Here is a 12,883-nt window from a genome sequence, read left to right on the forward strand (position 1 = left end):
AGCGAACCATCGAAAGGCGCGTGTTCCGCTCAGCGGCCGCCGAGCACAGCGAGGTGGACGCATGAGCGGTCCGTTGCGACTGATTCCGGGCGAGGCCGGCCCCGACCAGACCGTGCAGCTGCGCGCCCTGCCGCTCAAGCGCCGCCGTCCCGCCCCGTCGGAGCAGGAGCCGGAGCCGGAGCCGGATGACTCGCTCTACCTCCCCGCGGACCCGCTGGACGAGCTCGCCGCGCGCCTGCGCGACGTCTGCGCCGACGCCGTCCACCCGTACGAGATCGCGGCCTTCCTGGAGTCCGACGGCCTGTCGGACGAGCAGGCCGCCCTGCTGTACGGCCGCCCCGACGCGTTCACCGTCGCCGAGGAACTGTTCGAGAAGGTCGAGCGCCGCTACCCCGGCCCGAGCTCCGAGTTCGCCAACCCCTGGCGGGCCGACCCCTGGCGCTGCGTGGTGCGCGGCCTGGTGTTCGCCCTGCCGGGGCTCGGCTACCTGCTCGGCGCCAACCTGTTCGCGACCACCCGGATGCGCTTCGGCCTGCCCTCGGGCATGCTCGCGCTGTCCGTCGCCACGCTGGTCAGCTGGGGCTTCAACCAGGCGCTGGCGCACCGCTCCTACCGCTGGCTGGGCCGGCTGCGCCGCCGTGAGGCCGCGGTCTGCCTGGCCATCGGCGCCCCGGTCGGCGCGCTGGTCGCGGCGGCCGCCGCGTACGTGGTCGGCGGGCCGCTGGGCGCGCTGTGCTTCGCCGCCGGGCAGTCCTGCTACCTGGGCGCGGCCACCGTGCTGCTGGTGCTCGGGCGGGAGAAGTTCCTGCTGCTGGCGCTGGCCCCGGCCTCGGTCGGCGCGGGCGTGGTGCTGGCGGCGGACGTCCCGCAGCCGGTCCGTACGGTCGTGCTGCTCGTCTCGCTGGTGCTGGCGGTCGGACTGGCCGTCCGGGAGCTGCTGGTCTGCATCCGCGGCGGCGAACGCGAGTCCGTCGAGCTGAGGCTGCCGGTCCGCCAGGAGGTCCCGCACCTGCTGTTCGGCCTGGCCTGCGGCGCGCTCACGCTGATCGCCGGCCTCGGCGGGACGATCCACCAGGCCGTGCAGTCCGGCGGCCTCCCCGCGCAGGCCACGTCGACCACCCCGACCGGACCGGCCATGATCGCGCTGACGCTCAGCCTGGGCCTCGCCGAGTGGCTGCTCTTCCGCTACCGGGCGATGGCGGTGGCCGCCCTGCGCACCAGCCACACCAGCGGCCAGTTCACCCGCCGCACCGGCGGGATCCTGCTCGGCTGCCTCTTCATCTACCTCACCACCGTGGCCGCGCTGGACGCCGCCGCGACCGTGCTGTGGCCCGGCGCCCCCGCGCTCGGCGTGCCGCAGCTCGGCGCGATGCTGCTCCTCGGCGGCTCGCTCTGGCTGGCGCTGCTGCTGAACGCCTTCGGGTTCAGCTGGAGCACCGCCCTCGTCTGTCTGGCCGCCGCGGTCGCCGAGAGCGCCGGGCTGCTGGCGGGTGCGGACCCGATCGTCCTGCAGCTGATCGGCTGCGGGACGGCCGCCTTCGTCCTCACCGCACTGGCCGGGCCCGCGCTCGGCCGCACCACCCAGCACCGCTGAAAACGCACCACCCAGCACCGCTGAACACATCGAATATCCCGCACGCCTCCTTCGCGTGCACCGCCGTACCCGTTCCACCTGAGACACCCACCGGGCCAACGGCGGCCGGCCACCCCAGTGCGTCCGGCCGCCCCGGCAGATCGAGAAAGCGACATCCGCATGAGCAGCGTTGCGGTTACCGGAGCCGAGGGCTTCATCGGCTCCCACCTCGTCGAGACCCTGGTCGCCGACGGGCACCACGTCCGCGCGATGGTCCAGTACAACTCGTTCTCGTCCTTCGGCTGGCTGGAGACCCTGTCCGAGGAGGTGCTGGACTCGGTCGAGATCGTCCTCGGCGACGTCCGGGACCCGGGCTCGGTCAACGGCCTGGTCAAGGGCACCGAGGCGGTCTACCACCTGGCCGCCCTGATCGCGATCCCGTACTCCTACCGCGCCCCCCACTCGTACGTGGACACCAACGTCACCGGCACCCTGAACGTGCTGGAGGCGGTGCGCCACCAGGAGATCCCCCGCCTGGTGCACACCTCCACCAGCGAGACCTACGGCACCGCGCAGACCGTGCCGATCACCGAGGACCACCCGATCAACACCCAGTCCCCGTACGCCGCCTCCAAGGCCGGCGGGGACCGGCTGGCCGACAGCTACCACGCCAGCTTCGAGACCCCGGTCGTCACCCTGCGCCCGTTCAACACCTTCGGCCCGCGCCAGTCGATGCGCGCCGTCATCCCGACCGTGATCGCCCAGGTCGCGGCCGGCCAGACCGAGATCACCCTCGGCGACCTGCGCCCGACCCGCGACTTCACGTTCGTCAAGGACACCGCCAACGCCTTCCGCACGGTGGGCACCGCGCCCGCCGACACGGTGGTCGGCCGGACCTTCAACGCCGGCACCGGCGGCGAGATCTCGGTCGGCGACCTGGTCACCCTGGTCGGCAAGCTGATGGGCGTGGACCTGGTGGTGAAGGAGGACGAGCAGCGCATCCGTCCGACCAACTCCGAGGTCATGCGCCTGGTCGCGGACGCGACCCGGCTGCGCGAGGCCACCGGCTGGGCCCCGAACTTCAGCCTGGAGCAGGGCCTGGAGCAGACCATCGAGTTCTTCCGCGACCCGGCCAACCTGGCCCGCTACAAGACCGACATCTACAACGTCTGACCCGCCCCGACCGATCTTGCTCGTCCTGGTAACCAAGGTTCGTGTCCTGCACATCCTTTCCGTGGGGGAAACACCATGCACGCAGTGATCCTGGCCGGCGGTAAGGGCGTCCGTCTCCGCCCGTACACCACCGCGCTTCCCAAGCCGCTCGTCCCGATCGGCGACCAGCACGCGATCCTGGAGATCGTGATGCGCCAGCTCGCCGCCGCGGGCTTCCAGAGCGTCACCCTGGCCATCGGCCACCTCGGCCACATCATCCGCGCCTACGTCGGCAACGGCTCGCAGTGGGGCCTGCGGGTCGGCTACGCCGTCGAGGACAGCCCGCTCGGCACCATGGGCCCGCTGCTCACCATGCAGGAGCGCCTGCCCGAGCACTTCCTGGTGATGAACGGCGACATCCTGACCGACCTGGACTTCGCCGGGGTGCTCAAGCACCACGAGGCGTCCGGCGCCCCGCTGACCATCGCCACCTACGCCCGCCAGGTCAAGATCGACTTCGGCGTGCTGACCTCCGAAGAGGGCACCATCACCGGCTTCCAGGAGAAGCCCAGCATCGACTACCGCGTCTCGATGGGCGTGTACGGCGTCTCCCGCTCGGCGCTGGCCAAGTACACCCCCGGCCTGCCGCTGGGCTTCGACGAGCTGGTGCTCGACCTGCTGGCCGCCGAGACCCCGCCCGCCGCGTACGAGTTCGGCGGCTACTGGCTGGACATCGGCCGGCCCGACGACTACGACCGGGCCAACGCCGAGTTCTCCACCATCCGTCCGGTCCTGATGCCCTTCGAGTCGAGCGGCATCACACCGGGTGTCGCGGAGCTGCCGATCCCGGCCGCCCGCACCGCCCCGGACGACGCGACCACCGAGCCCGCCACCGCGGGCGCCGAGAGCGACGGACGGGCCGCGTGAGAATTCTGCTCCTCGGCGGCGACGGCTTCCTCGGCCGTCACGCCACCGCCGTCCTGCGGTCAGTGCCCGGTGCCACCGTGCTGACCGCGGGCCGGCGGCCCGCCCACGACCTCCGGCTGGACCTGGCCACCGCCCAGGCCGGCCCGCTCGGCGAGGAACTGTCCGCGCTGGCCCCCGACGCGGTGGTCAACTTCGCCGGCGCGGTGGCCGGCAGCGCGGTCAAGCTCGCCGAGGTGAACGCCCGCGGCCCGGCGGTGCTCTGCGAGGCGCTCTCCCTCGGCGCCCCGAAGGCCCGCCTGGTGCACATCGGTTCGGCCGGCGAGTACGGCGTCTGCGCGCGGGGCGAGTCCCTCGCCGAGGACGCCGACGCCCGCCCGGTCGGTGTGTACGGCGCGACCAAGCTGGCCGGCTCCCTCACGGTGGCCGGCTCGCCGCTGGACGCCGTGGTGCTGCGGGTGTTCAACCCGGTCGGCCCCGGCGCCCCGGCGGGCTCGCTGCCCGGGCGGCTGGCCGCCGAGCTGCGCCGGGTGGCGCCCGAGGGCGCCGACGGCGTGATCACGGTCGGCGACCTCTCCGCCTACCGCGACTTCGTCGACGCCCGGGACGTGGCGAAGGCGGTCGGCCTGGCCGTCACCGCCGACCGTCCGCTCCCCCGGGTGCTCAACCTGGCCTCCGGGCACGCCCGGCAGGTCCGGGCGATCGCGGACGGGCTGGTCGCCGCAGCCGGCTTCACCGGCCGGATCGACGAGAGCGGGGCGGGCTCCGAGCGCTCGGCCGCGGTCTCCTGGCAGCAGGCCGACGTGTCGGCCGCCGACCGGGAGCTCGGCTGGCGGCCGGAGACGGACCTCGCCGACACCCTGCGCGACCTGTGGCTCGGCACCGCCGGGCCCACGCCCGACCCGGTGGTCGCATGACCGCCGGGCACACCCCCGACGGCCGCCTGCTGGTGCCGCTGTACGTCCACCCCGCGGTGGACCCGGCGGCCTGGCAGGCGGTCGCCGCCGCCGACCCCGCCCGGATCGCCGCCGTCGTGCTCAACCTCGCCGACGGTCCGGGCGAGTTCCCGGACCACGTCTTCGCCGAGGCCGCCGACGAACTCCGCGCCGCCGGACTGCCGTTGGTCGGCTACACCGACACCGACTACGGCCGCCGGCCGCACGCGGCCGTGGTGGCCGACATCCTGACGTACCGTCAGCGCCACGGCATCACCGGCGTCTACCTCGACCAGGTCTCCACCCACCCGGGTGCGCTCGCGCACTACCGGCGGCTGGCCACGGCCGCCCGCGCGGCCGGCTGCGGCACCGTGGTGTTCGGCCACGGCGAGCACCCGGACCCGGGCTACGCCGAAGTCGGCCTGGCCGACCTGCTGGTGACCTTCGAGGGCGACTGGGACGCCTACCGCGCCATGACGCTGCCGCTGTGGACCGGCCGGCACGCGGCCTCCCGCTTCTGCCACCTGGTCTACGACGTCCCTTCCGAGCACGCCCAGGACGCCGCCGCCCTGATCGCCGCCCGGCGAGCCGGCGTCGGCTGCGCCGTACCGGGGGCCGGGGAGAACCCCTGGCGCACCCTGCCGTACGGCCTGAACGCCGCCGAACTGACCTGACCCGATCCGGAGTCCGACTACCGTGAACCGCCGCAACCACCGGCACCTCCCGGCCGCCCTGGCCCTCGCCACCGCCACCGCCCTGCTGGTCAGCTCGTGCAGCAGCTCGGGATCGGAGGACGACCAGGACTCGGCCGACGGCACCCCGAGCAACTCCCCCGCGGCCACCGCGCCGAGCACCCCCGGCACCCCCGACCCGAGCACCACCGAGCCGGGCACGCCGACCCCCGCGCCCACCGCTCCCGGCACCACCGCGCCCGCCCCGGGCACGCCCGGCAGCAGCACGCCTCCCGGCACCCCGCAGGGCACCGGCACCCCGCCGGGCAACCCGGCACCGCCGGCCGGCGCCCGCTGGCAGCCCGCCCCGGGCCTCGCCTGGCAGTGGCAACTCGGCGGCGGCGTCGACCAGTCGGTGGACGTCCCGGTCTACGACATCGACGGCTTCGAGAACGACGCCTCGGTGGTGGCCGCGCTGCACGCCAAGGGCCGCAAGGTGATCTGCTACATCAACGCCGGCTCCTGGGAGGACTTCCGCCCCGACTCCGCCGCCTTCGCCAAGTCCCTCCAGGGCTCGGACACCGGCTGGAAGGGCGAGAAGTGGTTCGACATCCGCAAGCTCGACCAGCTGAAGCCGCTGATGGCCGCCCGCTTCGACATGTGCCGGAGCAAGGGCTTCGACGCCGTCGAGCCGGACACCATCGAGGCGTACAACCAGAACAGCGGCTTCCCGCTGACCCCGGACGACCAGCTCAAGTACAACCGGATGCTGGCCCAGCTCGCCCACGAACGCGGCCTGGCCATCGGCCTGAAGAACGACCTGGACCAGATCCCGGCCCTGCTCCCGGACTTCGACTTCGCGGTCAACGAGGAGTGCGCGCAGTTCGACGAGTGCGACCGGGTCGCGCCCTTCGTCAAGGCGGGCAAGGCGGTCTTCCACGTCGAGTACAAGCTCGACACGGACCAGTTCTGCGGCAAGGCCAAGTCGCTGGGCTTCAGTTCGATGCGGAAGAAGCTCGAACTGAACGCCTGGCGCAAGCCCTGCTGAGGTGTTCGTCTTCCGTCGCGCGGGTGACCCGGACGAGGGTCACCCGCGCGAAGGTCACTTGACCGCCAGCCAGACGACGGCGCCCAGGACGACCAGCACGACGACGGCGACCAGCGCGATCACGCCGGTGCGGCCGCTGCTCTTGCTGCTGCCGTAGGTGGAAACGTTGCCCGGGGCCTGGGGCGCCGGGCTCTCGTCGACGAACGCCCGGAACATCTGGGTGCTGCCGGCGGGGTCGTAGTCGTTGTCAGCCATGGCACGGACTCTAACGAATCGGCCCACCTCGGGCACACCCCGGACCCCCGTCGCGCGGACCACACCACCCTTCCGTGCAACAGCCTCGTGAAGACCGCGGGGTTCCCGGAATGCCGGGCCGGGCCATGGGGTTGACTGCCTTCATGACCGGAAACCACAGCCGGGTGAGCCTCGGCACCTCCGACCTGTCCGTCTTCCCGCTCTCCCTCGGCGGCAACGTCTTCGGCTGGACGGCCGACGAACAGCAGTCCTTCGCCGTCCTGGACGCCTACGCGGCGGCCGGCGGAAACTTCGTCGACACCGCCGACGTCTACTCCTCCTGGGCCCCGGGCAACACCGGCGGCGAGTCCGAGACCGTCCTCGGCAACTGGCTGCGCAGCCGCGGCAACCGCGAGGACGTCGTGATCGCCACCAAGGTCGGCATGCTCGCCGAGCGCGGTGGCCTGGGCGCCGCCAACATCAAGGCCGCGGCCGAGGACTCGCTGCGCCGCCTGGGCGTCGAGCGGATCGACCTCTACTACACCCACCGGGACGACGACACCCCGGTCGAGGAGTTCGTCACCGCGCTGGACGAGCTGGTCCGCGAGGGCAAGGTCCGGGCGGTCGCCGCCTCCAACATCTCCGCCGAGCGGCTCACCGAGGCGCTGGCCTTCGCCGAGCGCGAGGGCCTGGCGAAGTACGTCGCCGTCCAGCCGCACTACAACCTGGTCTCGCGCGGCACCTTCGAGGGCCCGCTGGCCGACGTGGTCGCCGAGCACGGCCTGGCCACCGTCCCGTACTACGCGCTGGCCTCCGGCTTCCTGACCGGCAAGTACCGTCCGGGCGCCGACGGCGTGGCCAGCGCCCGCGCCGAGGGCGCCGCCCGCTACCTGGCCGAGCCGCGCGGCCCCAAGGTGCTGGAGGCGCTGGACACCGTCGCCGCCGAGCAGGGGGTGGAGCCCGCCTCCGTCGCCCTGGCCTGGCTCGCCGCCCGTCCGACGGTCGCCGCCCCGATCGCCAGCGCCCGCACCGTCGAGCAGCTCCGGCCGCTGCTGGTCGGCGCCACCCTGCAGCTCACCCCGGAGCAGACCGCCCTGCTGGACGCCGCCTCCGCCTGAGCCGGATCCGGCACCGCGGCCGCTCCGAACGCGGTCCGGGCCCCGACAGCGGCGCGCTGTCGGGGCCCGGTACGGCCTTCGCCGTTACGGCCGCGCGGTCACGGCCGCCCGAAGTGGGTGGGGTAGTAGCCCTGGCTGAGGGTCGAGATCCGGACGGTCGTGCCCGGCCGGGGAGCCTCCACGAACTTGTTGCCACCGAGGTAGATCCCCACGTGGTGGATCCCCGAGGCCCGGCCGCTGTCGGACCAGAACACCAGGTCGCCGCGGCGCAGCTGCCCGGCGCTGATCGGCGTGGTCGCCGCGTACTGGTCGTCGGCCACCCGCGGCAGGCTGATCCCCGCGCGCCGGTAGGCCTGCTGGACCAGCCCCGAGCAGTCGTAGCCGGACGGGCCGTTGCCGCCCCAGACGTACGGCTTGCCCAGCTGGGCGAGCGCGTAGTCGATGGCCGACTCCATGTTCCCGGAGGCCGGTGCGGGGTTCGCCGACGGACGGCTCGCGGGGGGCGCGGGCTGCGCGGGGGTCCGGGCGGAGCCGCCGGACTGCCCGGTGCGGCTCGCGTAGACGTCGTAGTGGCTGGTCCAACGCCACTCGCCGCTGCCGTTCTTGAACCAGTACTTCGAGCCGTCCCAGCCCTGGCGCATCCCGGCGGAGGAGGCCGAGCCGTTGGAGACGGCCTGAGCGGAGGAACCGGAGGAACCGGAGGAGCCCGCGGAGCCGCCGGACTGCCCGGTGCGGCTCGCGTAGACGTCGTAGTGGCTGGTCCAACGCCACTCGCCGGAGCCGTTCTTGAACCAGTACTTCGAGCCGTCCCAGCCCTGCTTCCCGGCCGCGGCGTGCGCGGATCCGGCGCCGGCCGTCAAGCCGACGACGCCGGCGCCCGCCAGCACGGTGGTGGCCAGGCAGGTGCCCCGCACGGCCCGGTGTATTCGGCTGCCGCCGGCCGCCGCCGCGGAGCGGGCGGTGCGCGGCCGGACGACGCAGTTCGGGCAGCCGCAGCCCGCGAGCGCGGGGATGCTGCCGAGGCGCTCCTCGAAGCCGATCAGTCCGGGATCGCCGTCGGGGCCGATACCGGACTCGGCGTACGCGCCGGTGGCTATCCTCATGCGGGTCGTCCTTCCTTCCGCCCGGCACGGGCGGCCGGGGACGGTACCGAGGCGGCCACTCCGGCCGGGGCGACGAAGGCGACCAGCAGCTGCTCCATCAGCGCGCTGCGGGCGGCCTCGTCCAGTTCGTGCGCGGTGGCCCGCTCCAGTCGGCGGACGGCGAGCGCCGCGGCCTCGACCGCGTCGTCCACCAGCACCGTGCGCAGGCCCGCGTCCAGGTCGGCCAGTCTGCGCCGGCGCATCGACTCGGCCACCTCGGGCGCGTAGTCCAGGGCCAGCGGCTGCACCGAGTAGACCTCCAGGCCGGCCGGGGCGACCTCGGCGGCCAGCGCCCTGGTCATCTCGTCGGCGAACCACTGCCCGTCGCGCAGCGCGGGGCCGGGCGCGGCGTTGCTGTCGCAGGGCAGGGTGGACGCGGTGCGGGTGAGCACGGCCTGGACCTGCTCGCGCAGGTAGCTCTCGTGGTCCTCGATCGCGAGCAGCGCCCGCGCGGTGTCCTTGACCCGCCAGACGATCAGCAGCCGGACCACGATCGGCGTGCCGGTGCGGTCCACCACCTTGACCGGCTCGCTGCGCCAGTGCCGCAGCCGCACGTCCACCCGGCGGCGGCGCAGCAGCGGGTTGACCCAGACCAGGCCGGTCCGGCGGACGGTGCCCCGGTAGCGGCCCCAGCGGGTCAGCACCCGGGTCTCGCCGCCCGCGTTGGCCAGCAGCCCGGCGAGCGTGAACACCACCAGCAGGCCGGCGGCGGCCACCGCGGCGATCCACGGCGCGTCCACCTCCACCCGGCCGCTCTCCCGTGCGGCGCTGCCGCGCAGGTCGGGCAGCGCGTCCCAGTACGGGATGACGCCGGTGCGCAGCAGCACGAGCAGCACGCCGCCCACGCCGATCAGCACCGCCAGCAGGGCCAGCCAGCCGGGCAGCGCGGTGGCGCGCTGCTCGCGCAGCGCCTGGTCGGCGCGCGGCGGGCGCCGGGAGGTGGTGGCGGTCAGGGCCCCGGCCACCAGGGGGTCCGGAAGTTCGACGGTCTCCGGGGCGGCCGACTCCAGCGGGTCCCGCAGGTCCGCCGAGCCGCCGTGGGAGGGGCTCGGGACGACGGCCAGCGGGGTGGTCGCCGGACCGCTGTCGGCCGGGCCGCCCGGCTTGAGGGTCTTGACGGCGGTGGTCCCGGCCAGCGGGCCGGAGCCGACGGCGGAACGTTCCGGCAGGGCCGGCGGGAGCGCCTTGGGCAGGTTGTCGGGTCGCTGCGAAGAATCGCGGGTGACGTCCATGCACGGATCCTCTGGGTCGGTGTGTCGCGCAACGGGCGGCCCGGATCTGACGGGCAGTGCCAGGGTCAGGCTAAGTTCATACGTCATCAAATGCGACATTTGAGCCGAGGTGTGTCGACATTTACTGACGAATCATCCAAAGCTGACCTGACGCGCAGGCACATGAACTGATGGTCGGGACAGTTCGGCGCAGTTCAGCGCCGAGGAGCACCTGGCCTGCGGGCGAACACCCGACGGGTGATCAGCCCGAGGCCGGTGAGCACCAGCAGGAATCCGGCGATTCCACCGCGCCAGCCGGTCGCCCCGGACCGCCCGGACGCGCCCTGCGCGGTCTCCACCGGCGGCGCCGCCAACGGCGGAGCCGCGTCCCCGGCGGGCCCGGCGGAGTCGACCGGGTCGGCGGCTCCGGCCGGTGAGGGCCCGGGCCGCACCGCGACGACGGCCGCGGCCGGGGCGCCGTGGCCGGTAGCGGGGGCCGGCGTCAGGCTCGGGGAGAAGGCCTCGGCGGTCGAAAGGGTCGGGACGACGGGCCTGGTGGAAGCGACGGGCGGGGCGGACGCGGCCGCCACGGTCTTCGCGGGCCCGGGAGTCGCCCTTGACGGCCCCGCCGACGGACCGGAACCCACCGGACTCGCCGTCACCGGCCGTGCGCCCACCGGCGGAACGGCGACCGGCACCCCCGCTGGCGCCGCCACGACGGACGGAGTCGGCGAGGCCACCGCCGCACCCTGGGCGCTCGGACTCGGCTCGGCGGGGCCCGAGGGCACCGCCGCCGCACCGGACGCCACCGGGCTCGCTGCCGAACTCGACGCCGACACCGCCGTCGGGCTCGACGCCCCCGGACCCGAAGCCGAAGCCGTAGCCGTAGCCGTCGCACTCGGAGCCGCCGCACTCGGCAGCACCAGGCTCGGCAGTACCGAACTCTGCGCCGCCGCACTCGGCACCGCCGGGCTCGACGCCCCCGGAGCGGGCGCCGCCTCCGCCGTGGCGACCCGTACCGGCACCGGCTCCGCCGAGGCCGCGTTCCCCGCCCGGTCGGTCGCCGTGACGGTCAGCCACTGCTCCCCGGCCGCCAGGTCCCGGTTGGCCGTGCAGCTCCAGCTCCCGTCGAACGCCGTCGTCGCCCCGCAGAGCACCGTCCGCCGTTCCGGCTCCGCGCCCGCGCCGGCCCCCGTCGTGACCAGCACGTCCGTGCCCGGATCCGCCCGGCCGGCCAGCTTCGGCCGGCTGACCCGCACGGTCTCCCCCGGGGCCGGCGAGGTGAGCACCGGCCGGCCCGGCAGGGCGGTGGAGACGACCAGCGGGACCGGCAGCCCGGCCGTCCGGTTGCCCGCCCGGTCGACCGCGACCGGGGTGAGCAGGTGCTTCCCGTCCGTCAGGTCCTCGACCGGCAGGCAGGACCACGCGCCGCCCGCCGGCACCCCGGTGATGCACAGTTCGTCGCTGGAGCCCTCGTCGAGGACCGAGACGGTGCTGCCCGCCTCGCCGGTGCCGGTGAGCCGGAGCCCCGGGTCGTTGGTGTACGCGGGGACGGTGAGCGTGGGAGCGCCCGGCGGCACGGTCTTCACGTCGACCGTGACCGGATCGCCGCGCAGCACCACGCCGCCGCCGGTGGTCTCCACCGCGGTGAGGGCGTGCGGACCGACGGCCAGCTCCGTGCCGGGGCGGCAGGACCAGTCACCGCCGCTCCCGACCTCGGTCCGGCAGAGGACGGTGTCGCCCTCCCGGACCTCCACCGTGGCGCCGGCGACCGCGCCGTGGCCGCTGACCTGCGGGCGGGCGTCGGCGAGGACGGCACCGGCGACCGGCTCGGCGATCTCCGGCCGGGCGGCGCCGACGGTCAGCTCGATCCGCTGGTCGGCGGCCTGTCCGGAGTCGGCGAAGCCGCCGGAGGAGACGAGCTGTCCGGCGTCGCGGCCGATCCGCAGCCGGGCCCAGGTCTCGCCCGAGGCCGCGCCGGGCGGGACGGTCCACTCCAGGGTCGCGGTGGCGGCGCCGGCCGGGATCTCGGTCTGCACCCGCTGGGCGGGGTCGAACCGGCCGGTGCGGCCGAAGTCGATCCAGCCGGCCAGGGTGGCGGGCCGGTCGCCGACCGCGACCGGGACGGTGAGCCGGTAGTAGCGGCCGATCGCCGCCTCGGTGGGGAAGGGGAGGGCGATCGACACGTCGGCACCGCTGCGGCCGGTGCGCGCCGGGGCGGTCGCTCCGGCGCCCAGGAGGAGGTCGGAGGCCACGTGCGTGGCGGTGCCGTACTCCTGCGGGGCGGCGTCGAGGTCGACCCGGGCCGGGAGCCCGGAGGGCGGCACCGCCCGGTGTTCGGCGGAACGGGTGTCGGGGAACTGCCGGGCCGCCGCGAGCGGGACGTTCCACGCGGTCAGCAGCCCGCTCGCGAGGACGGCCAGGGCGACAGCCGTACGGGGAAACTGTCGGCTCATCCGGCTCTCCTTCGCGGTCGGCTGCCGGGGGGTGGGCAGTCTGCACAAGATCCGACAAAAAGGAATCACGATCCTGGGCCGGTCATACTGCGACACCGGTGCTTTTGGCCGTATCCCACCCGTTCGGCGGTCATCCGGGCGGCAGGACGGGATGTACCCGAAACGGCTGCATTTCATCCATTAGGCGGCAATCGGCGCCACCCGAACGGACGCGGGAATGGCACCTCCAGGCCCATTCGGCGGACACCGGCCTCCGGGACGCGGCCACCCACCCGTGGCCTGTGTTCGAATCACTTGCCGGGTACGCCGGAGAAACGGAGAAGCCCCCGGCCGGTGGCCGGGGGCTTCTCGATGGTGCGCTCAGCAGGATTCGAACCTGCAACCTCTTGATCCGTAGTCAAGTGCTCTATCCGTTGAGC

Annotated in this window: 10 protein-coding genes and 1 pseudogene; 7 read left to right on the top strand and 4 right to left on the bottom strand. The window is 74.3% G+C overall.

Annotated elements, in window-relative coordinates:
• Nucleotides 1-61 precede the first annotated feature (61 nt).
• From ACWDCZ_RS03580 to ACWDCZ_RS03605, 6 genes and pseudogenes are all read left to right on the top strand, one after another.
• Complete coding sequence (locus ACWDCZ_RS03580) at nucleotides 62-1,594, top strand: hypothetical protein (protein ID WP_449815113.1); 1,533 nt, start codon at nucleotides 62-64, stop codon at nucleotides 1,592-1,594.
• 159 nt (nucleotides 1,595-1,753) lie between these two features.
• Nucleotides 1,754-2,746 (top strand): SDR family NAD(P)-dependent oxidoreductase, encoded by a 993-nt coding sequence (locus ACWDCZ_RS03585; protein ID WP_117488606.1) that lies wholly within the window; start codon nucleotides 1,754-1,756, stop codon nucleotides 2,744-2,746.
• A gap of 75 nt (nucleotides 2,747-2,821) precedes the next feature.
• Nucleotides 2,822-3,523, top strand: a pseudogene (locus tag ACWDCZ_RS03590) (nucleotidyltransferase family protein); the annotation flags it as partial.
• 125 nt (nucleotides 3,524-3,648) lie between these two features.
• A complete protein-coding gene (locus ACWDCZ_RS03595; RefSeq protein WP_449815114.1) occupies nucleotides 3,649-4,566 on the top strand; it encodes an NAD-dependent epimerase/dehydratase family protein in 918 nt (305 codons plus the stop codon).
• A complete protein-coding gene (locus ACWDCZ_RS03600) occupies nucleotides 4,563-5,258 on the top strand; it encodes a spherulation-specific family 4 protein (RefSeq protein WP_074001827.1) in 696 nt (231 codons plus the stop codon). Before ACWDCZ_RS03595 ends, ACWDCZ_RS03600 begins: the two co-directional genes overlap by 4 nt.
• A gap of 22 nt (nucleotides 5,259-5,280) precedes the next feature.
• Nucleotides 5,281-6,303 carry an endo alpha-1,4 polygalactosaminidase gene (locus ACWDCZ_RS03605; RefSeq protein WP_049650147.1) on the top strand — a complete coding sequence of 341 codons (1,023 nt, stop codon included), beginning with the start codon at nucleotides 5,281-5,283 and terminating at the stop codon, nucleotides 6,301-6,303.
• 54 nt (nucleotides 6,304-6,357) lie between these two features.
• Here ACWDCZ_RS03605 and ACWDCZ_RS03610 read toward each other — a convergent pair whose 3' ends face one another.
• Entirely contained in the window at nucleotides 6,358-6,558 is a 201-nt protein-coding gene (locus tag ACWDCZ_RS03610; protein ID WP_049650146.1) for a hypothetical protein, read from the bottom strand.
• 143 nt (nucleotides 6,559-6,701) lie between these two features.
• Between ACWDCZ_RS03610 and ACWDCZ_RS03615 the strand changes: the two genes are divergently transcribed.
• Nucleotides 6,702-7,655 (top strand): aldo/keto reductase, encoded by a 954-nt coding sequence (locus ACWDCZ_RS03615; RefSeq protein ID WP_449815115.1) that lies wholly within the window; start codon nucleotides 6,702-6,704, stop codon nucleotides 7,653-7,655.
• Between the two features lie 98 nt (nucleotides 7,656-7,753).
• Here ACWDCZ_RS03615 and ACWDCZ_RS03620 read toward each other — a convergent pair whose 3' ends face one another.
• From ACWDCZ_RS03620 to ACWDCZ_RS03630, 3 genes are all read right to left on the bottom strand, one after another.
• Entirely contained in the window at nucleotides 7,754-8,758 is a 1,005-nt protein-coding gene (locus tag ACWDCZ_RS03620; protein WP_449815116.1) for a C40 family peptidase, read from the bottom strand.
• Entirely contained in the window at nucleotides 8,755-10,029 is a 1,275-nt protein-coding gene (locus ACWDCZ_RS03625) for an SPFH domain-containing protein (RefSeq protein WP_375876742.1), read from the bottom strand. Before ACWDCZ_RS03625 ends, ACWDCZ_RS03620 begins: the two co-directional genes overlap by 4 nt.
• A gap of 194 nt (nucleotides 10,030-10,223) precedes the next feature.
• Nucleotides 10,224-12,464, bottom strand: a complete 2,241-nt coding sequence (locus tag ACWDCZ_RS03630; protein ID WP_449815117.1) for an Ig-like domain-containing protein — start codon at nucleotides 12,462-12,464, stop codon at nucleotides 10,224-10,226.
• Nucleotides 12,465-12,883: the final 419 nt, after the last annotated feature.

It is taken from the genome of Kitasatospora sp. NPDC001225 (genome assembly GCF_053597855.1).

What these genes read in the sequence shown, in the direction of transcription:
- ACWDCZ_RS03580 (WP_449815113.1), top strand. Translation starts at nt 62, where the DNA reads ATGAGCGGTCCGTTGCGACTGATTCCGGGCGAGGCCGGCCCCGACCAG.
- ACWDCZ_RS03585 (WP_117488606.1), top strand. Translation starts at nt 1,754, where the DNA reads ATGAGCAGCGTTGCGGTTACCGGAGCCGAGGGCTTCATCGGCTCCCAC.
- ACWDCZ_RS03600 (WP_074001827.1), top strand. Translation starts at nt 4,563, where the DNA reads ATGACCGCCGGGCACACCCCCGACGGCCGCCTGCTGGTGCCGCTGTAC.
- ACWDCZ_RS03610 (WP_049650146.1), bottom strand. Translation starts at nt 6,558, where the DNA reads ATGGCTGACAACGACTACGACCCCGCCGGCAGCACCCAGATGTTCCGG.
- ACWDCZ_RS03615 (WP_449815115.1), top strand. Translation starts at nt 6,702, where the DNA reads ATGACCGGAAACCACAGCCGGGTGAGCCTCGGCACCTCCGACCTGTCC.
- ACWDCZ_RS03620 (WP_449815116.1), bottom strand. Translation starts at nt 8,758, where the DNA reads ATGAGGATAGCCACCGGCGCGTACGCCGAGTCCGGTATCGGCCCCGAC.
- ACWDCZ_RS03625 (WP_375876742.1), bottom strand. Translation starts at nt 10,029, where the DNA reads ATGGACGTCACCCGCGATTCTTCGCAGCGACCCGACAACCTGCCCAAG.
- ACWDCZ_RS03630 (WP_449815117.1), bottom strand. Translation starts at nt 12,464, where the DNA reads ATGAGCCGACAGTTTCCCCGTACGGCTGTCGCCCTGGCCGTCCTCGCG.